Source organism: Cupriavidus sp. a3 (assembly GCF_051015765.1).
GTDB lineage: Bacteria > Pseudomonadota > Gammaproteobacteria > Burkholderiales > Burkholderiaceae > Cupriavidus > Cupriavidus oxalaticus_A.
Genome location: NZ_CP170643.1, coordinates 3459911 through 3481492, shown reverse-complemented (window position 1 = coordinate 3481492; position 21582 = coordinate 3459911). Strand labels below are relative to the sequence as shown.

At 66.5% G+C, this 21582-nt stretch carries 21 protein-coding genes; 12 read left to right on the top strand and 9 right to left on the bottom strand.

The features are described 5' to 3' along the window. Window positions 1-76: 76 nt before the first annotated feature. The 8 genes from ACAD63_RS16720 to ACAD63_RS16685 all read right to left on the bottom strand — a co-directional run bounded on the left by ACAD63_RS16720 (window position 77) and on the right by ACAD63_RS16685 (window position 6167). Window positions 77-559: a diacylglycerol kinase gene (locus ACAD63_RS16720; RefSeq protein ID WP_195428144.1), complete on the bottom strand. Its 483-nt coding sequence runs from the start codon at window positions 557-559 to the stop codon at window positions 77-79. Beyond that, window positions 489-1601 (bottom strand): glycosyltransferase family 4 protein, encoded by a 1113-nt coding sequence (locus ACAD63_RS16715; protein ID WP_135704873.1) that lies wholly within the window; start codon window positions 1599-1601, stop codon window positions 489-491. The genes ACAD63_RS16720 and ACAD63_RS16715 overlap by 71 nt, the downstream gene beginning before the upstream one ends. A gap of 68 nt (window positions 1602-1669) precedes the next feature. After that, window positions 1670-2653, bottom strand: coding sequence for a UDP-2,3-diacylglucosamine diphosphatase (locus ACAD63_RS16710; RefSeq protein ID WP_195428142.1), 984 nt, complete (start codon window positions 2651-2653; stop codon window positions 1670-1672). A gap of 132 nt (window positions 2654-2785) precedes the next feature. Then, window positions 2786-3766, bottom strand: coding sequence for a lipase family alpha/beta hydrolase (locus tag ACAD63_RS16705; protein WP_195428140.1), 981 nt, complete (start codon window positions 3764-3766; stop codon window positions 2786-2788). After that, window positions 3763-4302: an RDD family protein gene (locus ACAD63_RS16700; protein ID WP_133094148.1), complete on the bottom strand. Its 540-nt coding sequence runs from the start codon at window positions 4300-4302 to the stop codon at window positions 3763-3765. Before ACAD63_RS16700 ends, ACAD63_RS16705 begins: the two co-directional genes overlap by 4 nt. 92 nt (window positions 4303-4394) lie before the next feature. After that, window positions 4395-5168, bottom strand: coding sequence for a DUF3106 domain-containing protein (locus ACAD63_RS16695; RefSeq protein ID WP_133094149.1), 774 nt, complete (start codon window positions 5166-5168; stop codon window positions 4395-4397). A 1-nt stretch (window position 5169) separates the two neighbouring features. Beyond that, window positions 5170-5601, bottom strand: a complete 432-nt coding sequence (locus ACAD63_RS16690; protein ID WP_135704877.1) for a DUF3619 family protein — start codon at window positions 5599-5601, stop codon at window positions 5170-5172. Next, window positions 5598-6167, bottom strand: coding sequence for an RNA polymerase sigma factor (locus tag ACAD63_RS16685; RefSeq protein ID WP_133094151.1), 570 nt, complete (start codon window positions 6165-6167; stop codon window positions 5598-5600). The genes ACAD63_RS16690 and ACAD63_RS16685 overlap by 4 nt, the downstream gene beginning before the upstream one ends. 395 nt (window positions 6168-6562) lie before the next feature. Here ACAD63_RS16685 and ACAD63_RS16680 point away from each other — a divergent pair, with 395 nt between their 5' ends. The 7 genes from ACAD63_RS16680 to ACAD63_RS16650 all read left to right on the top strand — a co-directional run bounded on the left by ACAD63_RS16680 (window position 6563) and on the right by ACAD63_RS16650 (window position 14339). Next, the gene (locus ACAD63_RS16680) at window positions 6563-8326 is read left to right on the top strand and encodes an acetolactate synthase 3 catalytic subunit (protein WP_133094152.1); all 1764 of its coding nucleotides are present in this window, start codon (window positions 6563-6565) and stop codon (window positions 8324-8326) included. Next, window positions 8326-8817, top strand: a complete 492-nt coding sequence (ilvN, locus tag ACAD63_RS16675; protein WP_116308864.1) for an acetolactate synthase small subunit — start codon at window positions 8326-8328, stop codon at window positions 8815-8817. The genes ACAD63_RS16680 and ilvN overlap by 1 nt, the downstream gene beginning before the upstream one ends. 128 nt (window positions 8818-8945) lie before the next feature. Further along, window positions 8946-9962, top strand: a complete 1017-nt coding sequence (ilvC, locus tag ACAD63_RS16670) for a ketol-acid reductoisomerase (RefSeq protein WP_092314074.1) — start codon at window positions 8946-8948, stop codon at window positions 9960-9962. 265 nt (window positions 9963-10227) lie between these two features. Beyond that, window positions 10228-10878, top strand: a complete 651-nt coding sequence (locus tag ACAD63_RS16665) for a phosphatidylserine decarboxylase (RefSeq protein WP_133094153.1) — start codon at window positions 10228-10230, stop codon at window positions 10876-10878. A 42-nt stretch (window positions 10879-10920) separates the two neighbouring features. Continuing rightward, window positions 10921-11835 carry a CDP-diacylglycerol--serine O-phosphatidyltransferase gene (pssA, locus tag ACAD63_RS16660; RefSeq protein ID WP_133094154.1) on the top strand — a complete coding sequence of 305 codons (915 nt, stop codon included), beginning with the start codon at window positions 10921-10923 and terminating at the stop codon, window positions 11833-11835. 125 nt (window positions 11836-11960) lie between these two features. After that, window positions 11961-12464, top strand: coding sequence for a peptidoglycan-binding protein LysM (gene lysM, locus ACAD63_RS16655; RefSeq protein WP_434032974.1), 504 nt, complete (start codon window positions 11961-11963; stop codon window positions 12462-12464). A gap of 333 nt (window positions 12465-12797) precedes the next feature. After that, a complete protein-coding gene (locus ACAD63_RS16650) occupies window positions 12798-14339 on the top strand; it encodes a 2-isopropylmalate synthase (RefSeq protein ID WP_063241466.1) in 1542 nt (513 codons plus the stop codon). A gap of 113 nt (window positions 14340-14452) precedes the next feature. Here ACAD63_RS16650 and ACAD63_RS16645 read toward each other — a convergent pair whose 3' ends face one another. Then, window positions 14453-14995 carry a hypothetical protein gene (locus ACAD63_RS16645; RefSeq protein WP_434032973.1) on the bottom strand — a complete coding sequence of 181 codons (543 nt, stop codon included), beginning with the start codon at window positions 14993-14995 and terminating at the stop codon, window positions 14453-14455. A gap of 199 nt (window positions 14996-15194) precedes the next feature. Between ACAD63_RS16645 and ACAD63_RS16640 the strand changes: the two genes are divergently transcribed. From ACAD63_RS16640 to tpiA, 5 genes are all read left to right on the top strand, one after another. Beyond that, complete coding sequence (locus ACAD63_RS16640) at window positions 15195-16463, top strand: branched-chain amino acid ABC transporter substrate-binding protein (RefSeq protein WP_135704879.1); 1269 nt, start codon at window positions 15195-15197, stop codon at window positions 16461-16463. Between the two features lie 159 nt (window positions 16464-16622). Beyond that, window positions 16623-16892 carry a 30S ribosomal protein S15 gene (gene rpsO, locus ACAD63_RS16635; protein WP_010809136.1) on the top strand — a complete coding sequence of 90 codons (270 nt, stop codon included), beginning with the start codon at window positions 16623-16625 and terminating at the stop codon, window positions 16890-16892. A gap of 456 nt (window positions 16893-17348) precedes the next feature. Further along, window positions 17349-19523 carry a polyribonucleotide nucleotidyltransferase gene (gene pnp, locus ACAD63_RS16630; protein ID WP_434032972.1) on the top strand — a complete coding sequence of 725 codons (2175 nt, stop codon included), beginning with the start codon at window positions 17349-17351 and terminating at the stop codon, window positions 19521-19523. A 155-nt stretch (window positions 19524-19678) separates the two neighbouring features. After that, window positions 19679-20683 (top strand): NAD(P)H-quinone oxidoreductase, encoded by a 1005-nt coding sequence (locus tag ACAD63_RS16625; RefSeq protein ID WP_135704880.1) that lies wholly within the window; start codon window positions 19679-19681, stop codon window positions 20681-20683. Between the two features lie 160 nt (window positions 20684-20843). Next, window positions 20844-21548: a triose-phosphate isomerase gene (gene tpiA, locus ACAD63_RS16620; RefSeq protein ID WP_240745985.1), complete on the top strand. Its 705-nt coding sequence runs from the start codon at window positions 20844-20846 to the stop codon at window positions 21546-21548. Window positions 21549-21582: the final 34 nt, after the last annotated feature.

Sequence of the window (21582 nt, the reverse complement as noted above, 5' to 3'; positions counted from 1 at the left end):
ATCGGTGAATCGTGGCAGGGTTGCGATTATAAGCAATCGGCCCGGGCCACCTCCCGTCTGGCGCCTTGCCCCGGATTCAGCCCGCCAGCGCCCGCACCCATTGCACCACGTGGGGCCCGGCAATGGCCAGCCAGGTGCCGCCGCACAGCACCAGCGCCAGCAGCACCGCGGCGCTGCCGAAATCCTTGGCGCGCTTGGACAGGCTGTGGCGTTCCAGCGAGATCCGGTCGATGGCCGCCTCGACGCTGGAGTTGAGCAGTTCCACGATCAGCACCACCAGCAGCGTGCCGAGCAGCAGGATGCGCTCGACCACCCCCACTGGCAGCAGGAAGGCGCATGGCGCCAGGATCGCCACCAGCGTCAGCTCCTGGCGGAACGCGCTTTCCTCCAGCACCGCGTAGCGCAGGCCGGACAGCGAGTTGATGGCGGCGTGCCAGGCGCGTGCCAGGCCGCGGTTGCCCTTGTGGGGGTTCTGCTCGATCGTGTAGTCAGCGGTCTGGGCTGCCGGCGGCCTCTGCAGGGGCGGGTCGGACGGCAGCTCCGGATGGGGTTTCGGCATGGCTTTGCGATGCGGGTTGGGCCGCCGCGCCGCCGGGCTTTCCGGCAGCGAACGGCCGCAAGTGGGCCAGGAACTGCTCGGAGGCGGCGCGCCATGAAAACCGTTCGGCATGGGCTCGGGCCGTGGCGCGGTCGATGCGCAGCGCTTCCAGGCAGGCTTCGCGCAGGTCTTCGTGCATCACGCCCGCGGGGCTGTCGCCCAGCACGTCGATCGGGCCGGTGACCGGGTACGCCGCCACCGGCAGGCCGCTGGCCAGCGCCTCCAGCAGCACCAGCCCGAAGGTGTCGGTGCGGCTGGGGAACACGAAGACATCAGCCGAAGCATACACCCGGGCCAGTTCCGGCTGGCTCAGCACGCCCAGGTAATTGGCGCCCGGATAGCGCGCGCGCAGCGCGGACAGCGCGGGGCCGTCGCCGACCACCCACTTGGAGCCGGGCAGGTCCAGCGCCAGGAAGGCCTCGACGTTCTTCTCCACCGCGACGCGGCCCACGTACAGGAAGATCGGGTGCGCCGTGTTGAGCACGTTGGCGCGCTGCGGCGTGAAGATGTCGAGGTCGACGCCGCGCGTCCACAGCACGCCGTGGTCGATGCCGTGCTGGTGCAGGTCGTCGAGCACCACCGGCGTCGGCGCCATCACCGCCTGCGCCGGGCCATGGAACCAGCGCAGGAAGCGGTAGGTCCAGGCCAGCGGAACGCCGAAGCGCGCCTGCACGTACTCCGGGAAGCGCGTGTGGTAGGCCGTGGTGAAGGGCAGGTGCCGGCGCAGCGCGTGGCGCCGCGCGGCCAGGCCGAGCGGCCCTTCGGTGGCGATATGCAGGGCATCGGGAGCGAATGCTTCGATGCGCCGCTGCACCCGCGCCGACGGCAACAGCGACAGCCGGATCTCGGGGTAGGTCGGGCACGGCACCGTGCGGAATTCCAGCGGCGTGATCATGTCGACCGTGTGGCCCAGTGCCTCCAGCTCGCGGCGCGTGGACTTGAGCGTGCGCACCACGCCGTTGACCTGCGGTTCCCAGGCATCGGTGACGATCAGGATCTTCATGCAGCCTCCTAGGGGGCGTTGGAAGGGCAATGCGGAATCAGGGGCGCGGGAGGAATGCGGGGCCGGCATCAGCCTGCCACCGCGGCACGGCGCCGGCGGCGGGCGGCCGGTTCGGGCGGATCCATCAGCGTGGTCCAGTAGACGATCTTCAGCTCGCCCTCCATGGTCTCGACCAATGCCGACAGGCTTTCCACCCAGTCTCCGTCGTTGCAGTAGAGCTGGCCGTTGACCTCGCGGATCTCGGCCTTGTGGATGTGGCCGCAGACCACGCCATCGCAGCCGCGCCGGCGCGCTTCGTCGACCATCGCGGTCTCGAAGGCGCTGATGTAGTTGACCGCGTTCTTGACCTGGTGCTTCAGGAACTGCGACAGCGACCAGTACGGGAAGCCCAGCCGCGCGCGCAGCCGGTTGAAGTGCCGGTTCAGCGCCAGGATCATCGTGTACAGCGAGTCGCCCAGGTAGGCCAGCCAGCGCGCGTGCTGTACCACGCCGTCGAACAGGTCGCCGTGCACCACCCACAGCCGGCGCCCGGTGGCGGTGACGTGGACCGCCTCTTCGCGCACGGTGATGTCGCCGAATGCCATGCCGTCGAACTGCCGCGCGGCTTCGTCGTGGTTGCCGGGCACGTAGATCACCTCGGTGCCCTTGCGCGCCTTGCGCAGCAGCTTCTGCACCACGTCGTTGTGGCTCTGCGGCCAGTACCAGCCGCGGCGCAGCTGCCAGCCGTCGATGATGTCGCCGACCAGGTAGAGCTGGTCGGATTCGTTGTGCTTGAGGAAGTCGAGCAGGTAGGTGGCCTGGCAGCCGGGCGTGCCCAGGTGGATGTCGGACAGCCAGATGGCGCGGTAGCGGTGGATCTTGTGCGCCTCGGCCGGATAGGTGTCCGGCTGCTCGCGCAGCGGCGCGAGGGCGGCGGCGTCAAGGCCCGGAGGCAGGAACGCGCTCAGCGGTGCCGCGGTATCCCAGCTGCCGCCGGAACTGCGGCGCAGCCGTTGCTTCAGTTGCGCGGCCTTCGACAGGTATCCGCGGGCGGATCGGAGTGCTTGCACCATGGCAGTCCCGGTAGCGGCGATGGCTGCATTCAGCCAGCGCGCGATGACGGCGCCGTGACGGAAACATGACTGACTTGTGAAGCGTGGGAAACCGTGGCGCAAGCAGGACAGCCGCGATGCTTCCGATGTCGGCTAGCGTCCGCGTGCCGACAGTTCCCGCAGCGCATCCAGCACCGCCCGGATCGCCGCCGGATGCCGCAGCAGCGACACATGGCCGATGCCTGACAGCGCGATATGCCCGGCACCCTCGAGCCAGCCGGTGCAGGGTGGCCCGGCGATTGAATCGTGCCAGCTGAACACCGACACCATGCGGGCGCGCAGGCGCGGGCTTTCCGCGCTGGCAAGCGCGGAAAGCCACAGGCTGCCGCAGCGCATCTGCCTGGCGTTATGACCCCCGCCAAAGCGCGCCAGCGCGCTGCCATGGTGCGGGGTGCCGAGGGTCACGATGCCGGCGCAGAGGTCCTCGTCGCCAGCCAGCCGCAGCGCCGCGCGCGCCACCAGCCCGCCCATGCTGTGGCACACCAGCAATGGCGCACGGCCGTAATCTGCGGTCACGCGCCGCATCGCGCCGAGCAGCGCGTGCGCGTAGTCGTCGATATCGCCGAAGACCGGCAGCAGGTCGATCCCTTCGCAGCGGTAGCCCGCGGCCGCCAGCGCGGGCTGCATGTCGAGCCAGATCGCCTGCCCGCAGGCGTAGCCGTGGACCAGCAGCACCGGCGGTGCGTCGCGGCCGGGCAGGGCGTCGGCGGGCGGGGCAAAGGGCGCGCGGGCGCGAAACGGCTGCAGCCAGTCGAACATGCGCAGCACGGAGCGGATCTCGTTCAGGTAGCAGCGCAGTGCTTCAGGCACGCGCAACGGGCGGCGTGTAGCGGCGAGTTCTTGCGGCGGCGCGGGCGGGCGGTGGCCTGACGCCACCCACAGGCCGCGCCCGGTAAAGGCGAAGGCGAAGGCGATGCCGGCGGCGAAGCCGCCGAGGATCATCGCCACGCCGGCGGCGAGCGCGCCCGGCCAGGGCCATCCAGCCAGCCGCACCAGGGCGGCGCCGATGCCAAGCGCCGCGGCCGCCTGCGCGGTCACCGCCAGGCGGCGGATGCCGGCGGCGCCGAACGTCATGCCCTGGGCGTGCGCAGGTCCGCGAGCCGCGTGCCGGCGAGGCGGTCATGCAGGAACTGCCGGCGCGGGTCGAGCCAGGCCAGCAGGATCCAGACCAGCAGGCCGGCGCACAGCACGCCGACGAACGGGCCCTTGACCAGCCCCAGCCAGTGCCCGAGCGCCGCCGACGGCGGCAGCCACAGCCAGGCCAGCACGTAGCGCAGCGCCGCCTGCGGCCAGCGCGGAGGCGCGCCGGCGGCGTTCTCGACGCGGATGCGCCAGGTCTGCATGGCCAGGGTCTGGCCGTTGCGCTGCCAGAACCAGGTGAAATACAGGCCCATCACCACGAAGCTCCACAGCTGGATCGCCAGCGGACCGTCCGCGCCGACCTGCCGCAGCAGCGGACGCAGCAGCAGGTAGCAGGCAGTGGAAGCACTCATCACGCCGAACAGCAATACGCCTTCGTACAGCATGCAGGCAATGCGGCGGCGCAGCGGCGGTGCCACGGGCGCGGGAGCTGCGGCGGGCTTGGGGTCGAGGGTGGTGGCAGCGGGCATGTCAGGCGAAGAAGGGCGGCGCAAGCGCGCGCGGGACGCGCAAGACAGCCATTATGCCAAAGGGCACGGCGGCCACCCATCGGGCGGGCCGACTACTGCCGCGCCGTGCCTTCGGAGGCCGCGGCGGCCTCGGTAGCGGCTTCCGGTACAGCCGTAGCGGTGCTGGCGGCCGCGGCGGTCGCGGCGCTGGCTGGAGTGGCCGGCAGCGCTGCGGGCGCGGATGCCGTTGCCGGCGATGCGGCCACGGCAGAAGCGGCCTGGGCTTCGCTGGCAGGCTTGCCGCCCGCGCCGGCGGACCTGGGCTCGTGCCGGACCGCGTGGCTGGTGCCGCCCGGCAGGCGCTTGGTGCTCGGCAGCGCGCTGACGGCACCAGGCCGGCTCGGCACGCGCTCCGCGGCGGCCAGCTTCTTCTTCTGCTCTTCCGGCAGTTGCTGGTACTTGTCCCAGGCCTCGGCCTTCTTCTCGGCCGGCAGCGCGCGGGTGATCTGGTAGTTCTCGCGCGCCAGCCGCCGTTGCTGGGGCGTCATCCTGATCCATTCAGCCATGCGCGCCTGCAGCCGCGCCTGTTCCTCCGGCGAGAACTTCGGGTAGCGCTCGGCAATGCGCAGCCACTTGCGGCGGTTCAGTTCGGGCAGGGTGTCCCACAGCGGCTGCAGCGGCGCCAGGATGCGCTGATTGACCGGGCTCAGCTCGGACCATGCCGGGCGCGCGCTGGCTGCCGCGTGTGCCGGCGTGGCGCCGGAGGCGCCTTGCGCGTGCGCGGCGGCTGGCAGCAGGGACCAGCCGGCCGCGGCGCCGGATACGGCCAGCAGCAGCGCGGCCAGCCGGCGGCGCAGGGCGTCGGGGCGGGGCAGTGCGGGCGCCATGCTATTGCCCGTGTTTCAGGAAGACGTGGAAGCCCTCGTCGGCGTATGCCGTGGGCGGCAGGTCGTCGAGCAGCATGGCCGCATCGACATCGGCCAGTTCTTCGACGCGTTTCTGCTGCTGCCAGTGGTAGATGCCCATCAGGCCGGCGGCCAGCGCCACCAGCGTCCAGATCAGGCCCAGGCGGCGCAGCCAGGCACCGGCGCGGTGCAGCGGCGAGTCGTCATCGTCGAACACCGGGACATGCGGTCCCGGCATGGCGAATTGCGGCACCGGCACGGCCACTTCGGCCTTCTTGCGCGCGAGCGCAATCCGGCGCGCGGCGGCGAGCCGTTCGGCAATGTCGGCCGGCAATGCCTCGGCACTGGCATCGAGTGCCGTGCGAATCTCATGGGCGAACCGGCGTTCGCGGATATCTCTCTCGTTTATGCTCATAGTCGGACCCCCCGTGCGCGCAGGGCTTGCGCCAGAGTATGCGTGGCACGGGAACAGTGCGTCTTGACGCTGCCCTCGGAGCAGCCCATGACGGCTGCGGTTTCGGCAACGTCCATATCTTCCCAGTAACGCATCAGGAATGCCTCGCGTTGACGCGCCGGCAGGCGCTGGATCTCCTGCTCGATGATGTGCATCACCTGCGCGCGCTCGACCTTGTCGGCGCTGCTTTCCGCCGATTCGGAGCCGGCCTGCGCCTCCAGCGTTTCCAGCAGGTCGCTATCGTCGCCGCCGTCGCGGTCGTCGCGCAGGCTGGAAAACAACGTGACCCACGTGTTGCGCACCTTCTGGCGGCGGAACCAGTCGTGGATGGTGTTCTGCAGGATGCGCTGGAACAGCGGCGGCAATTCGGCGGCGCCCTTGTCGCCGTATTTCTCGGCCAGCTTGATCATCGCGTCCTGCACGATATCCAGCGCCGCCTCGTCGTCGCGCACCGCGAACACGGCCTGCTTGAAGGCGCGGCGTTCGACGCTGGCGAGAAAATCGGTCAGTTCCTGGTCGGTGGCCATTCAGGCAGAGTGCGGCTTGGTGTGCAGCTTGGTGCGGCGTCGATTGCTCAGCCTTGCGAATGTGGAATGTGCTGCGTACGGCCCGTAGCATGCGCAAGGTGCTGCGATGCTAGCAAAAAAACCTGCGCATGTACCACTTTGTATTGAGGGAGAGACAATGTGCAGCGGGAAACCGGCATCTGCCCCTGCGTAAAACCCTATAAACCGGCGCAAAACAACCATAGACCGCGCTGGTGCATTGCAGTATCATCGACGGTTCACACGACATCAGTGGTTGTCTCATCCGGCCGCTTATGAGGCGGTCTTCCATGCAGACGCGCACCGCTTGAACCCGAGCCACAAGTTCGGCAGAGAGCATCCAAACAATTTTTTGCCGAAAATTGCAAAGGACTGAAATGAACATGCCCAGCGCGGAATTCTCCCACGCAGACAGCAATTCATCTGCCGCACCCGAAATGATCGGGGCGGAAATCCTCGTTCACGCACTTGCCGAAGAAGGCGTCGAGTACGTCTGGGGCTACCCCGGCGGCGCAGTGCTGTATATCTACGACGAGCTCCACAAGCAAAAGAAGTTCGAGCACATCCTGGTGCGCCACGAGCAGGCCGCGGTCCATGCCGCAGACGGCTATGCACGCGCAACCGGCAAGGTGGGTGTCGCCCTGGTGACCTCCGGTCCCGGCGTGACCAATGCCGTCACCGGCATTGCCACCGCGTACCTCGACTCGATCCCGATGGTGGTGATCACCGGCAACGTGCCGACCCACGCCATTGGCCAGGACGCCTTCCAGGAGTGCGACACCGTCGGCATCACCCGCCCGATCGTCAAGCACAACTTCCTGGTGAAGGACGTGCGCGACCTCGCCGCGACCATCAAGAAGGCGTTCTTCATTGCCTCCACCGGCCGTCCGGGCCCGGTGGTGGTGGACATCCCCAAGGATGTCTCGCGCAATGCCTGCAAGTACGAGTACCCCAAGTCGATCGACATGCGCTCGTACAACCCGGTGAACAAGGGTCACTCGGGCCAGATCCGCAAGGCGGTGGCACTGCTGCAGAACGCCGAGCGTCCGTACATCTACAGCGGCGGCGGCGTGGTGCTGGCCAATGCCAGCGATGAACTGCGCCAGCTGGCCGCGATGACCGGCCACCCGGTGACCAACACGCTGATGGGCCTGGGCGCGTTCCCCGGCACCCACAAGCAGTTCGTCGGCATGCTCGGCATGCACGGCACGTATGAAGCCAACATGGCCATGCAGAACTGCGACGTGCTGATCGCCATCGGTGCCCGCTTCGACGACCGCGTGATCGGCAACCCGTCGCACTTCACCTCGCAGGCGCGCAAGATCATCCATATCGATATCGACCCGTCTTCGATCTCGAAGCGCGTCAAGGTCGATATTCCCATCGTCGGCAACGTCAAGGACGTGCTGCAGGAACTGATCGCACAACTCAAGGCCAGCGACGTCAAGCCCAAGCGCGAAGCCCTGGCCAAGTGGTGGGAGCAGATCGAGCAATGGCGCTCGGTGGACTGCCTGAAGTACGACCGCAGCTCCGAGATCATCAAGCCGCAGTACGTGGTGGAAAAGATCTGGGAACTGACCCACGGCGACGCCTTTATCTGCTCCGACGTCGGCCAGCACCAGATGTGGGCCGCGCAATTCTACAAGTTCGACGAGCCGCGCCGCTGGATCAACTCCGGCGGCCTGGGCACGATGGGCGTGGGCCTGCCGTACGCGATGGGCATCAAGAAGGCATTCCCGGAGAAGGAAGTCGTCACCATCACCGGTGAAGGCTCGATCCAGATGTGCATCCAGGAACTGTCGACGTGCCTGCAGTACGACACCCCGGTGAAGATCTGCTCGCTCAACAACGGCTACCTCGGCATGGTGCGCCAGTGGCAGGAGATCGAGTACGACAACCGCTACTCGCATTCCTACATGGACGCGCTGCCCGATTTCGTCAAGCTGGCCGAGGCCTACGGGCATGTCGGCATGCGCGTCGAGAAGACGTCTGACGTCGAGCCGGCGCTGCGCGAGGCGTTCCGCCTGAAGGACCGTACCGTGTTCCTGGACTTCCAGACCGATCCCACCGAAAACGTCTGGCCGATGGTCCAGGCGGGCAAGGGCATTTCCGAAATGCTGCTCGGCGCGGAGGACCTGTAATGCGACACATCATTTCGGTCCTGCTGGAGAACGAAGCCGGTGCGCTGTCGCGCGTGGTGGGCCTGTTCTCGGCCCGCGGCTACAACATCGAGACGCTGACCGTGGCGCCGACCGAGGACTCCTCGCTGTCGCGCATGACGATCGTCACGACCGGTTCGGATGACATCATCGAACAGATCACCAAGCACCTGAACCGCCTGGTGGAGGTGGTCAAGGTGGTCGACCTGACCGAAGGCGCGCACATCGAGCGCGAGCTGATGCTCGTCAAGGTGCGCGCGGTGGGCAAGGAGCGCGAGGAAATGAAGCGCACCGCCGACATCTTCCGCGGCCGCATCATCGATGTCACCGAGAAGACCTACACCATCGAGCTGACCGGCAACGGCGTCAAGCTCGATGCGTTCCTGGACGCGATCGACCGTACCGCCATCCTGGAGACCGTCCGTACCGGCGGCTCGGGCATCGGCCGCGGCGAGCGCATCCTGAAGGTCTGATCCGGCGCCGCTCGCAGCCAATCGCACAGGTTCAAGCAGTATCCCCCGGGCGGCGCGATCCGTGCGCACACAATGCGCACGAGGATGCCGCCCCCCTCATATAAAAGACAGAGATTGAAGGATTTATCATGAAAGTGTTTTACGACAAGGACGCCGACCTCTCGCTGATCAAGGGCAAGAACGTCACCATCATCGGTTATGGCTCGCAGGGCCACGCCCACGCGCTGAACCTCAAGGATTCGGGCGTCAACGTGACGGTCGGCCTGCGCAAGAGCGGCGCGTCGTGGAACAAGGCCGCCAACGCCGGCCTGCAGGTCAAGGAAGTGGCCGAGGCCGTCAAGGGCGCCGACGTGGTCATGATCCTGCTGCCGGACGAGCAGATCGCCGACGTGTACAAGAACGAAGTGCACGCCAACATCAAGGAAGGCGCCGCGCTGGCCTTCGCCCACGGCTTCAACGTGCACTACGGTGCCGTGATCCCGCGCGCCGACCTGGACGTGATCATGATCGCGCCGAAGGCCCCGGGCCACACCGTGCGCGCCACGTACACGCAAGGTGGCGGCGTGCCGCACCTGATCGCCGTGCACCAGAACAAGTCCGGCGCCGCCCGTGACATCGCCCTGTCGTACGCCACCGCCAACGGCGGCGGCCGTGCCGGCATCATCGAGACCAACTTCCGCGAAGAAACCGAAACCGACCTGTTCGGCGAGCAGGCCGTGCTGTGCGGCGGTACCGTCGAGCTGATCAAGGCTGGCTTCGAGACCCTGGTGGAAGCCGGCTACGCGCCGGAAATGGCCTACTTCGAGTGCCTGCACGAACTGAAGCTGATCGTCGACCTGATCTACGAAGGCGGCATCGCCAACATGAACTACTCCATCTCCAACAACGCGGAATATGGTGAGTACGTCACCGGCCCGCGCGTGGTGACCGAGGAGACCAAGAAGGCGATGAAGCAGTGCCTGAAGGACATCCAGACCGGCGAATACGCCAAGAGCTTCCTGCTGGAGAACAAGGCCGGCGCCCCGACCCTGATCTCGCGCCGCCGCCTGAACGCCGAGCACGAGATCGAAGTGGTGGGCGAGAAGCTGCGCGCGATGATGCCGTGGATCGCCAAGAACAAGATGGTCGACCAGTCGAAGAACTGATCTGTAGCGCTGCCTGATGGCCCGCGCCGCACGGCGGCGGGCCGAAGCCGTTCAGCGTTCCGTGCCTTGCCCTTCTATCATCGGAAGGGGACTGCCGGGACCTGAACGGCTTTTTGTTATCCTTGTCGAACTTTTCGGGCAAGGCGTGCGCCTGATGCTGCTCCGTGGCACGTAACCGACATGAGCCGGCCAGCGCCGCCCCGGCGGATATCGCCGCTGCCGCACCGCCTCGCCCTGATTTTGACTCCACCGAAACACGTACTGCATGAACTATCCTCATCCGCTGATCGCCCGTGAAGGCTGGCCGTTCCTGGCCGGCGCCTTTGTCATTTCGCTGCTGGTGCACGCCAGCGCGGGCTTCTGGTGGGCGCTGCCGCTGTGGATCATCACGGTGTTCGTGCTGCAGTTCTTCCGCGATCCGCCGCGCCCGATCCCGTCGGCGCCCAACGCGGTGCTGGCGCCGGCCGACGGCCGCATCGTCGTGGTCGAGAAGACCATGGATCCGTACGCCAATCGCGAGGCGCTGAAGATCAGCGTCTTCATGAACGTCTTCAACGTGCACTCGAACCGCGTGTCGGTCGACGGCGCGGTCGAGAAGGTCGAATATTTCCCGGGCAAGTTCGTCAACGCCGACCTCGACAAGGCCTCGGTCGAGAACGAGCGCAATGCGGTGGTCATCCGTCGCGCGACCGATGGCCAGGTGGTCACGCTGGTGCAGGTGGCCGGCCTGGTGGCGCGCCGTATCCTCTGCTACACCAAGGCCGGCGACAAGCTCGCGCGCGGCCAGCGCTATGGCTTCATCCGCTTCGGCTCGCGCGTGGACGTGTACCTGCCGCTCGACGCGCGTCCGCGCGTGACCATTGGCGAGAAGGTGTCGGCGTCGTCGACGATCCTCGCCGAACTCGACGTGAAGTGAGCGAAGGCCTGACCAGGACGACAGGAACACAGGAGGACTGCGATGGTTGCCTTCAATCGACGTAACAAACGGGGCAGCAGCGGCAACGTGACGCATCTGCGCCCGTTCCGCCATAACCAGCTGCGCGGTGCCGAGGACTATGACGACGATGCCGCGGACGACCACGACATCGCTTATGAGCGCCAGCGGCCGCGCCGCCGCGGCATTTACCTGCTGCCCAATGCGTTCACCACCGCGGCGCTGTTCGCCGGCTTCTTCGCCATCGTGCAGGCGATGAACATGCGCTTTGACGTGGCCGCCATCGCGATCTTCGCGGCCATGGTGCTCGACGGCATGGACGGGCGCGTGGCGCGCATCACCAATACGCAGAGCGCGTTCGGCGAGCAGTATGACTCGCTGTCGGACATGACCTCGTTCGGCGTCGCGCCGGCGCTGGTGATGTACGAATGGATCCTGCATGACCTCGGCAAGTGGGGCTGGATCGCGGCCTTCGTCTACTGCACCTGCGCGGCGCTGCGGCTGGCGCGTTTCAACGCCAATATCGGCGTGGTCGACAAGCGCTTCTTCCAGGGCCTGCCCAGCCCGGCTGCCGCGGCACTGGTCGCCGGCTTTGTCTGGCTGGTGATCGACAACAAGCTGCCGGTCAAGGAACTGTGGATGCCGTGGGTGGCGTTCGGCATCACGCTGTACGCTGGGCTGTCGATGGTGTCCAATGCGCCGTTCTACAGCGGCAAGGCGCTGGATGTCCGCTACCGCGTGCCGTTCGGCATGATGGTGCTGGTCCTGGTGTTGTTCGTGGTGGTGTCGACCGATCCGCCGGTGGCGCTGTTCGGGCTGTTCGTCGCCTACGCGATCTCGGGTTACGTGCTGTGGGGCTGGCGTGCCCTGCACGGGCAGCCGGGCGGGGTCCGCAAGGCGCGCGAAAGCGGCAATGGCGGAAACGGCGGCAACGGTTGATGGTTGTGGGCAGGGAAGGGCGCTAAGGCGCCCTTCGTGCTTTCCCGGTTTCACAGTTGTTTTTACGCCGCGGCCGCTGGCCGTGGCACTCTGCAGTGTTTTCCACTTACCGTCAGGAGGATGTCATGGGCATGTTCGACTTCATCAAGGAAGCGGGGGAAAAGCTGTTCGGCACCGGCGAGGCCAAGGCGGCGCAGCAGGCCGCGGCGGCGGATACGTCGGCCGAGAAGGTCGATGCCGCCAACCGTGCCGCGGGCGATGCGATCGAGGCGTACATCAGGAAGATGGGGCTCGATGCCACCGGGCTGATGGTGCAGGTGGATGGCTCGCGGGGTCTGGTGACGGTGTTCGGCGTGGCGCCGGACCAGGCCACGCGCGAGAAGATCATCCTGTGCGCCGGCAATGTCGAGGGCGTGGACAAGGTCGAGGACAAGATGTCGGTGAACGTCGAGTCGGCAGAGTCGCAATGGCATACCGTGGTCAAGGGCGACACGCTGTGGGCGATCGCGCAGGCCGCTTATGGCAACGGTGCCGAGTACAACAAGATCTTCGAGGCCAACAAGCCGATGCTGTCGCATCCGGACAAGATTTACCCCGGCCAGAAGCTGCGCATCCCGCCCAAGGGTTGAGGCGAGGCGCGCACAGATCCGCGGGCGCGTGCGGCAAAACCCTGTATTGCACGGGCGCGCCAAACCGGCTATAGTCGCTCCCATGATTTCGCGCCAAGTCCTACTCGCCCGCACCACCCTAGGTGGCCTACTAGGCCATCAGGTCGGGACGCGCGCGCGCTGAGGACAACGCTACCCTTAGCGCGGAATCCGTAAGGAACACCAACGCCCCGGCCTGCTCGTGCACGCCGGGGCGTTTTGCATTCCACAGCCGTGGAGCGCGGAACAGGCGGTAAGCCCCGGACACGGCAGGCCGGGGACGGCACACCAGAAGCTACTCAGGAGCTCCACAAAATGTCTGACAAACTCATCATTTTCGACACCACCTTGCGTGACGGCGAGCAGTCGCCCGGCGCTTCCATGACCCGCGAGGAAAAGATCCGCATCGCGCGCCAGCTGGAACGCCTGAAGGTCGATGTGATCGAGGCCGGCTTTGCGGCCAGCTCGAACGGCGACTTCGAAGCCATCCGCTCGATCGCCCAGGTGGTGAAGGATTCGACCATCTGCTCGCTGGCCCGCGCCAACGACAAGGACATCGCCCGCGCGGCCGAAGCGCTCAAGCCCGCCAACTCGTTCCGCATCCACACCTTTATCGCCACGTCCGCGCTGCACATGGAGAAGAAGCTGCGCATGACGCCGGACCAGGTGTACGAGCAGGCTCGCCTGGCAGTGCGCTTTGCGCGCCAGTTCACCGACGATATCGAGTTCTCGCCGGAAGACGGCAGCCGCTCGGACATGGACTTCCTGTGCCGCGTGCTCGAAGGCGTGATCGCCGAGGGCGCGACCACCATCAACCTGCCGGACACCGTGGGTTATGCCGTGCCGGAGGGCTACGCGGCGCTGATCCGCTCGGTGCGCGAGCGCATCCCGAATTCGGACAAGGCGATCTGGTCGGTGCACTGCCATAACGATCTTGGCATGGCAGTGGCCAACTCGCTCGCCGCGGTCAAGCTGGGCGGTGCGCGCCAGGTCGAGTGCACCATCAACGGCCTGGGCGAGCGCGCCGGCAACACCAGCCTGGAAGAGGTGGTGATGGCGGTGAAGACCCGCCGCGACTACTTCGACCTGGACGTCGGCGTGGACACCACGCAGATCGTGCCGGCCTCCAAGCTGGTATCGCAGATCACCGGTTTCGTGGTGCAGCCGAACAAGGCCGTCGTCGGCGCCAACGCCTTCGCGCACGCCTCGGGCATCCACCAGGATGGCGTGCTCAAGGCGCGCGACACCTACGAGATCATGCGCGCGGAGGACGTGGGCTGGACCGCCAACAAGATCGTGCTGGGCAAGCTGTCGGGCCGCAATGCCTTCAAGCAGCGTCTGCAGGAACTCGGCATCGAGCTCGACAGCGAGAGCGAAGTCAATGCTGCCTTCACCCGCTTCAAGGAGCTGGCCGACCAGAAGGCCGAGATCTTCGATGAAGACATCATGGCCATCGTCTCTAACGAGGCCCAGCATGACGCGAACGAGCACTTCCGCTTCATCTCGCTGTCGCAGCGTTCCGAGACCGGTGAGCGCCCGCATGCACGCGTGGTGTTCAGCATGGACGGCCAGGAGCAGAGCGGCGAAGGCGAGGGCAACGGCCCGGTCGACGCCACGCTGCATGCGATCGAGTCGCGCGTGGCCAGCGGTGCCGAGATGGTGCTGTATTCGGTGAATGCGATCACCGGCGGCACCGAGGCCCAGGGCGAAGTGACCGTGCGCCTGTCCAAGGCCGGCCGCATCGTCAACGGCGTGGGGACCGACCCGGATATCGTCGCCGCCTCGGCCAAGGCCTACCTGGCCGCGTTGAACAAGCTGCACGACAAGGCCGTGCAGAAGATCAATCCGCAGATCTGACCAAGGCTTCTGCGTAAGACGGCGGACGGCTTACCCGGCCTGAGCGTACGGACCAAGCCCGCCATTCCCGACCCGGGGATGGCGGGCTTTTTCATGTGCGCCTGCCATCGCCCCTACCATCGGCGGAATCTTTCATCGGGGTCGTAGAGCGGGTCGGGCGTGATCTGGGTCCGGCGCAGGACGCCGGCATCGTCGAAATAGAAGTGGAACAGCGATGGCCATACGTCTTCATGGCGGAAGCGGTAGGACCAGACTTCATTGCGCATCCGCGGAAAATATTCGACCGGCAGGCGCGTCACGCCGAAATGCTCCGCCACATCCTCCCGGGTCCAGGTGCCGACCTGCGCCTTGTACAGCTCCGGCGTCGACAGCATATTGCGGAAGCTGGTGAGGTTGCCGTTGCGGTCGAACTCGGCGCCATAGGCGTACTGGCCCAGCGGCTGCTTGGAGTAGATCCAGCGCGAGGTCCCGTCGGGCAGGTTGTAGATATCGGTGATATCGGTGGGCGGCCCGAACATGGCCTGGACCGCCGCCTTGGGCTGGCCGACAAGCTTGGTGCCTTCCTGGACCGGCATCAGCGTGGAGCAGGCGCAGAGCAGGGCGGCAGCAAGCGCCAGTAAGAACCGGCGGGCGCCGCCGGCGATTGCAGGGTTCATGACGGCCTCGGTCAATGCCTGGGTGATATCGAAAGTGTAGTTCTCCGCCTGCCTTGTGTGGTCCTGGCGCTGCTTTCCTCCGCTACTTCGCCGAATACGACGGCATTCGACGCGAATCGCGGCAGATGCAGTGGAGGCGGCCGTGATTTGCGCACTACCGGCGTGCTGCCGTACCATCCACCGCTTTCCGGGAGAGACTATGCAGGGTGTGGCGCGGTTGCGAGGTTGGCTGGGTGGCTTGTTGTTGGCAGTGGCGGCGGTTGTGCCGGCAGGCGCGTCCGCGCAGGAGCCGATCCGGCTGGGGATGATCGACGGCCTTTCCGGCCCGTTCGCCAACGCGGGCGAGGCGGTGGCGCGCAACCTGCGCCTGGCGATCGAGCGCGTCAATGCCCGCGGCGGCGTCAAGACCGCCGAGGGCGCGCGGCTCTTCGAGCTGGTGACATTCGACAGCAAGGGCAATGTCGACGAAAGCCTGATCCAGTTGCGCGCGCTGACCGACCGGCGCATTCCCTTCGTCCTGCAGGGCAACAGCTCGGCCGTGGCGGGCGCACTGGTTTCTGCCATCAACCGCCACAATGCGCGCCAGCCCGATGCGCGCGTGCTGTTCCTGAACTATTCGGCGGTCGATCCCAGCCTGACCAACGAGAACTGCAGCTTCTGGCATTTCCGTTTCGACGCCAGCGCCGACATGCGCATGCAGGCGCTGACCGAGGTGATCCGGCAGGACCAGTCCGTGCGCAAGGTCTACCTGATCGACCAGGACTACAGCTTCGGCCACCAGGTGGCGCGTTCGGCGCGCGAGATGCTGGCCGCGCGCCGACCGGACATCCAGATCGTCGGCGACGAATTCCATCCGATCGGCAAGATCAAGGATTTTGCCCCCTATATCGCCAAGATCAAGGCAAGCGGCGCGGACGCGGTCATCACCGGCAACTGGGGCAATGACCTGACCCTGATGGTCAAGGCCGCGCGCGAGGGCGGGCTGCAGGCCAAGTTCTACACCTTCTACGGCAACGGCCTGGGGGCGCCCGCGGCAATGGGCGATGCCGGCGTCGGCCGCGTGCTGGCCGTGGCCGAATGGCACCCGAACGTGGGTGGCGCTGCCTCGGATGCGTTTTACCAGCAGTTCCGCGCGCGTTACCCCGAGCCGAAGGACGATTACGTGCATCTGCGCATGCAGATGATGGTGGAAATGCTGGCGCGCGCCATCGAGAAAGCGGGCACCACCGATGCGGTCAAGGTGGCGCGGGCGCTGGAGAACATGCGCTACGTCAACGATTTCCATGAGGCCACCGTCCGCGCGGAGGACCACCAGGTACTGCAGCCGCTCTATGTGTCCGTGATGGACAAGCAGGGCGGTGCGGTGCGTTTCGATAACGAGGGCTCGGGCTACGGCTTCCGCACCGTGCGCAAGCTGAAGGCGGCGCAGACCACGCTGCCGACCACGTGCCGGATGGAGCGCCCTTGAGCCCCGGCAGGCTCCGCGGTTGCGATTCTCCTCGCGCGCCTTTTCGGCTATAATGCGCGGCTGTCGTCGACTGGCCCCTGGCCGGATGGCGGCAAATCCGTGACACGACGCATGCGGCGCATCCCGCGCTGTGGCGGTCGCAAGTGAAAGGAAATCATCATGGCAGTCGCCGATATCAACAAGTCCGAAGTCATCAAGCAGTTCGCCCGTGGCGCCAACGACACCGGCAGCCCCGAAGTGCAAGTGGCCCTGCTGACCACCCGCATCAACGAACTGACCCCGCACTTCAAGGCCAACATGAAGGATCACCACAGCCGCCGCGGCCTGCTGCGCATGGTGAGCCGCCGCCGCCGCCTGCTGGACTACCTCAAGTCCAACGACGCCGACCGCTACCGCGCCCTGATCGAAAAGCTGGGCCTGCGCAAGTAAGCTTGCGCAAGAGGTTGCGTACGATGGCAGCGCGATTCCTGGGTTTGCACGGTTTCGCGTGAGGCCTGGATGCCTGCTTCAGCATTGCTGGGGCAGGCATTTTGCTTTTCTGGCCGGGCGATTCCGCGCCGGCCGGGAATGCTGCAGGTGGTTGGAGTGATTTTCGCTTCACTGCTTCCGGCGAGGATTTCGATTCGCCGGACCCCGTTGCGGCAAGGCGCGCAACGGAGTAAGTTGTTCTTTTTTCTGGTTTTAGTATCCGGACCGGCCAAGGAAACGGGGCTTTGTGTCATTCCAGCGCGGCATCGGCAACAGTGCCGCGCTGGAATGGCATAGCACTTCCCTGCGACTGCAGCTGTCTCCGGCAGTTAGCCTGCGGCTGAGAACGCAGGCGTGGCACGCTGCGCAACGATCGCAAGCAGTGATCGCGGCGTGCACGCAAGACAAGGAATGCATATGTCCATGTTCAACAAGGTCGTCAAGGAATTCCAGTGGGGCCAGCACAAGGTCCGCATGGAAACCGGCGAAATCGCCCGCCAGGCCGGCGGTGCCGTGCTGGTCGATGTGGAAGACACCGTGGTGCTGGCGACCGTGGTCGCCGCCAAGAACCCGAAGCCGGGCCAGGATTTCTTCCCGCTGACCGTCGACTACATCGAGAAGACCTACGCGGCCGGCAAGATCCCCGGCGGCTTCTTCAAGCGTGAAGGCCGTCCGTCGGAAAACGAGACCCTGACCTCGCGCCTGATCGATCGTCCGCTGCGTCCGCTGTTCCCGGAAGGCTTCTACAACGAAGTGCAGGTGGTGGTGCACGTGGTGTCGCTGAACCCGGAAGTGCCGGCCGACATCCCCGCGCTGATCGGCGCGTCGGCCGCGCTGGCCGTGTCGGGCATCCCGTTCAGCGGCCCGGTGGGCGCCGCGCGCGTGGGCTACAAGGACGGCCAGTACCTGCTGAACCCGACCCGCTCGCAGATCGCCACCTCGGACCTGGACCTGGTGGTCGCCGGCACCGAGCGCGCCGTGCTGATGGTCGAATCGGAAGCCAACCAGCTTTCGGAAGACGTGATGCTGGGCGCCGTGGTCTATGGCCACGAGCAGATGCAGACCGCCATCAACGCCATCCATGAACTGGTGCGCGAAGGCGGCAAGCCCGAGTGGGACTGGACCGCGGCCGCCAAGAACGAGCCGCTGATCGCCAAGGTCACCGAAGTCGCGCTGCCGCTGCTGCAGGAGGCCTACCAGCTGCGCCAGAAGTCGGCCCGCAGCCAGAAGCTGAAGGAAGTGACGGCCAACGTGGCCGCCGCACTGGCCGAAGCCGGCGTGGAAGCCGACAAGGTGGAAGTCGGCAACATCATGTTCGACCTGGAAGCCAAGATCGTCCGCGGCCAGATCCTGAACGGCGAGCCGCGCATCGACGGCCGCGACACCCGCACCGTGCGCCCGATCGAGATCCGTTCGTCGGTGCTGCCGCGCGCGCACGGCTCGGCGCTGTTTACCCGCGGCGAGACGCAGGCGCTGGTGGTGGCCACGCTGGGCACCAAGAGCGACGAGCAGATCATCGACGCGCTGGCCGGCGAATACCGCGACCGCTTCATGCTCCACTACAACATGCCCCCGTTCGCCACCGGTGAAACCGGCCGCGTGGGCAGCCCGAAGCGCCGCGAAATCGGCCATGGCCGCCTGGCCAAGCGCGCACTGATCCCGGTGCTGCCGAAGGACGATGAGTTCGCGTACACCATCCGCCTGGTTTCGGAAATCACCGAATCCAACGGTTCGTCGTCGATGGCTTCGGTCTGCGGCGGCTGCCTGGCGCTGATGGATGCCGGCGTTCCGGTCAAGGCGCACGTGGCCGGCGTGGCCATGGGCCTGATCCTGGAAGGCAACAAGTTCGCCGTGCTGACCGATATCCTGGGCGATGAAGATCACCTAGGCGACATGGACTTCAAGGTGGCGGGTACCGACAACGGCATCACCGCGCTGCAGATGGACATCAAGGTCCAGGGCATCACCAAGGAGATCATGCAGGTCGCGCTGGCGCAGGCCAAGGAAGGCCGCCTGCACATCCTGTCGAACATGCAGCAAGCCATGGGCCACGCCCGCACCGAGCTGTCGGAGCACGCACCGCGCATGATCACCATGAAGATCCATCCGGACAAGATCCGCGAAGTGATCGGCAAGGGCGGCTCGACCATCCAGGCGCTGACCAAGGAAACCGGCACCACCATCGACATCCAGGAAGACGGCACCATCACCATCGCCTCGACCTCGACCGAAGGCATGGCCGAAGCCAAGCGCCGCATCGAGGGCATCACCGCGGAAGCCGAAGTGGGCAAGATCTACAACGGCACCGTGCTGAAGCTGCTGGACTTCGGCGCCATCGTCAACATCCTGCCGGGCAAGGATGGCCTGCTGCACATCTCGGAAATCGTCAACGAGCGTGTGAAGGACATCAAGGACTGGCTGAAGGAAGGCCAGCAGGTCCGCGTCAAGCTGATCCAGGCCGACGAGAAGGGCCGCCTGCGCCTGTCGCTGAAGGCCGCGCTGGCCGAAGAGGGCGGCAGCATCAGCCCGATCAACGCTGGCGAAGGCGCTGCCCCGGCAGCACCGGGCGGCGGCTCGGAGCAGCAGCAGTAAGCGGGGCAGTAATGTCCCACAGGTGCCGCCGCAAGGCGGTGCCGCGGAAAAACGGCCGGGCGATGCCCGGCCGTTTTTTTGTTTACACTGCGGCAACCCATCGAGCCCCCATCGAGCCAACGCTCACACCGAGCAAAGACAAGGAGCAAAGAAGCATGCAAGCCATCGAGATCCGCGAATACGGCGCCCCCGAAGTCCTCCAGCTGACCGAGCGGCCCGATCCGGTGCCCGCCCCGGGCGAGGTGCTGATCCGCGTGGCCGCCGCCGGCGTGAACCGCCCGGACGTATTCCAGCGCACCGGCAACTATCCGGTGCCGCCGGGCGCGTCGGACCTGCCTGGCCTGGAAGTGGCGGGCGTGGTGGTCGGTGGCGACCTGTCGCATGCCGACAACCGCTTCGGCCTCAAGGTGGGTGACCGCGTCTGCGCGCTGGTGCAGGGCGGCGGCTACGCGCAGTTGTGCACCGCGCCGCTGGCGCAGGTATTGCCGGCGCCCGATGGCCTGAGCGATATCGAAGCCGCCGCGCTGCCGGAGACCTTCTTTACGGTGTGGAGCAATGTGTTCGACCGCGGTTACCTGGGCCACGGCCCGCGTGGCAAGGATGAAACGCTGCTGATCCAGGGCGGCTCCAGCGGCATCGGCACCACCGCGATCCAGATCGCCAAGGCGCTGGGCTTCAAGGTATTCGTCACCGCCGGCACCGATGAAAAATGCAAGGCCTGCGAGGACCTGGGCGCCGATCGCGCGATCAACTACAAGACCCAGGATTTCGTTGCCGAGGTGGCCGCGCTGACCGGCGGCAAGGGCGTCGACGTGATCCTCGACATGGTCGCCGGCCCGTACCTGGCGCGCGAGCTCAAGTGCATCGCCGACGATGGCCGCATCGTCATCATTGCGCTGCTGGGCGGCGCCAAGGCCGAGATCCCGCTCGGCGATATCCTGCGCCGCCGCATCACCGTGACCGGCTCGACGCTGCGTCCGCGGCCGGCCTCGTTCAAGGGCAAGATCGCCGCGGCGCTGCACGAGCAGGTGTGGCCGCTGCTGGCCGGCGGCAAGATCAAGCCGGTGATCCACCAGGTCTTTCCGGCCGCGCAGGCCGCCGACGCGCACCGCCTGATGGAGTCGAGCGAGCATATCGGCAAGATCGTGCTGACCTGGTGATGCCGTGCGCCGCCTGACGGCGCCGAAGTCACGCAACAAAATGCCGCCGCCCGCCGTTGTCGGGCGGCGGTAGCCCCCGCCCCTGCCACACGCTACAATAGCGGGTTTGATTTTGGAGGGGCACCTCGTGAGACAAAAGCTCGTCATCGGCAATTGGAAGATGCATGGCAGCCTGGCTGCGAACGCGGCGCTGCTGGAGGGGATCAAGGGCGGCGTGGCGCGTGCGTCGCTGGCGGTGTGCGCACCGTTCCCCTATCTTGCACAATGCCAGGCGCTGCTGAACGGCTCGCAAGTGTCCTGGGGTGCACAGGATGTCTCGGCCGAAGCGCGTGGCGCTTTCACCGGTGAGGTTGCTGCCTCGATGTTGGGTGAGTTCGGCTGCACTTATGCCCTGGTCGGCCACTCGGAGCGCCGCACCTACCATGGCGAAACCGACCAGGTCGTGGCTGCCAAGGCGCTGCGCGCGCTGGAATTCGGTATCGTCCCCGTGGTCTGTGTCGGCGAAACGCTGGCCGAGCGCGAGGCCGATCAGACCGAGGCCGTCGTCGGCCGCCAGCTGCAGGCAGTGCTGGACGCGCTGTCGGCGGAGCAGCTGAGCCGCGTGGTGCTGGCCTACGAGCCGGTCTGGGCGATCGGTACCGGCAAGACCGCGACCAGCGCGCAGGCGCAGGCCGTGCACGCTTTCCTGCGCGCCAAGGTTGCGGCGCGCGACGCCGGCGTGGCGCAGCGCATGGCCATCCTGTACGGCGGCAGCGTCAAGCCCGACAATGCGGCCGAACTGTTTTCCATGGCCGATATCGACGGGGGGCTGATTGGCGGCGCCTCGCTGAAGTCGGAAGATTTTCTCGCGATCGGCAACGCCTGAATGCCGGCCGTTCCGATCGTTCGGTTCGTTTCGA

What these genes read in the sequence shown, in the direction of transcription:
- ACAD63_RS16720 (WP_195428144.1), bottom strand. Translation starts at nt 559, where the DNA reads ATGCCGAAACCCCATCCGGAGCTGCCGTCCGACCCGCCCCTGCAGAGG.
- ACAD63_RS16715 (WP_135704873.1), bottom strand. Translation starts at nt 1,601, where the DNA reads ATGAAGATCCTGATCGTCACCGATGCCTGGGAACCGCAGGTCAACGGC.
- ACAD63_RS16710 (WP_195428142.1), bottom strand. Translation starts at nt 2,653, where the DNA reads ATGGTGCAAGCACTCCGATCCGCCCGCGGATACCTGTCGAAGGCCGCG.
- ACAD63_RS16705 (WP_195428140.1), bottom strand. Translation starts at nt 3,766, where the DNA reads ATGACGTTCGGCGCCGCCGGCATCCGCCGCCTGGCGGTGACCGCGCAG.
- ACAD63_RS16700 (WP_133094148.1), bottom strand. Translation starts at nt 4,302, where the DNA reads ATGCCCGCTGCCACCACCCTCGACCCCAAGCCCGCCGCAGCTCCCGCG.
- ACAD63_RS16695 (WP_133094149.1), bottom strand. Translation starts at nt 5,168, where the DNA reads ATGGCGCCCGCACTGCCCCGCCCCGACGCCCTGCGCCGCCGGCTGGCC.
- ACAD63_RS16690 (WP_135704877.1), bottom strand. Translation starts at nt 5,601, where the DNA reads ATGAGCATAAACGAGAGAGATATCCGCGAACGCCGGTTCGCCCATGAG.
- ACAD63_RS16685 (WP_133094151.1), bottom strand. Translation starts at nt 6,167, where the DNA reads ATGGCCACCGACCAGGAACTGACCGATTTTCTCGCCAGCGTCGAACGC.
- ACAD63_RS16680 (WP_133094152.1), top strand. Translation starts at nt 6,563, where the DNA reads ATGAACATGCCCAGCGCGGAATTCTCCCACGCAGACAGCAATTCATCT.
- ilvN (WP_116308864.1), top strand. Translation starts at nt 8,326, where the DNA reads ATGCGACACATCATTTCGGTCCTGCTGGAGAACGAAGCCGGTGCGCTG.
- ilvC (WP_092314074.1), top strand. Translation starts at nt 8,946, where the DNA reads ATGAAAGTGTTTTACGACAAGGACGCCGACCTCTCGCTGATCAAGGGC.
- ACAD63_RS16665 (WP_133094153.1), top strand. Translation starts at nt 10,228, where the DNA reads ATGAACTATCCTCATCCGCTGATCGCCCGTGAAGGCTGGCCGTTCCTG.
- pssA (WP_133094154.1), top strand. Translation starts at nt 10,921, where the DNA reads ATGGTTGCCTTCAATCGACGTAACAAACGGGGCAGCAGCGGCAACGTG.
- lysM (WP_434032974.1), top strand. Translation starts at nt 11,961, where the DNA reads ATGGGCATGTTCGACTTCATCAAGGAAGCGGGGGAAAAGCTGTTCGGC.
- ACAD63_RS16650 (WP_063241466.1), top strand. Translation starts at nt 12,798, where the DNA reads ATGTCTGACAAACTCATCATTTTCGACACCACCTTGCGTGACGGCGAG.
- ACAD63_RS16645 (WP_434032973.1), bottom strand. Translation starts at nt 14,995, where the DNA reads ATGAACCCTGCAATCGCCGGCGGCGCCCGCCGGTTCTTACTGGCGCTT.
- ACAD63_RS16640 (WP_135704879.1), top strand. Translation starts at nt 15,195, where the DNA reads ATGCAGGGTGTGGCGCGGTTGCGAGGTTGGCTGGGTGGCTTGTTGTTG.
- rpsO (WP_010809136.1), top strand. Translation starts at nt 16,623, where the DNA reads ATGGCAGTCGCCGATATCAACAAGTCCGAAGTCATCAAGCAGTTCGCC.
- pnp (WP_434032972.1), top strand. Translation starts at nt 17,349, where the DNA reads ATGTCCATGTTCAACAAGGTCGTCAAGGAATTCCAGTGGGGCCAGCAC.
- ACAD63_RS16625 (WP_135704880.1), top strand. Translation starts at nt 19,679, where the DNA reads ATGCAAGCCATCGAGATCCGCGAATACGGCGCCCCCGAAGTCCTCCAG.
- tpiA (WP_240745985.1), top strand. Translation starts at nt 20,844, where the DNA reads ATGCATGGCAGCCTGGCTGCGAACGCGGCGCTGCTGGAGGGGATCAAG.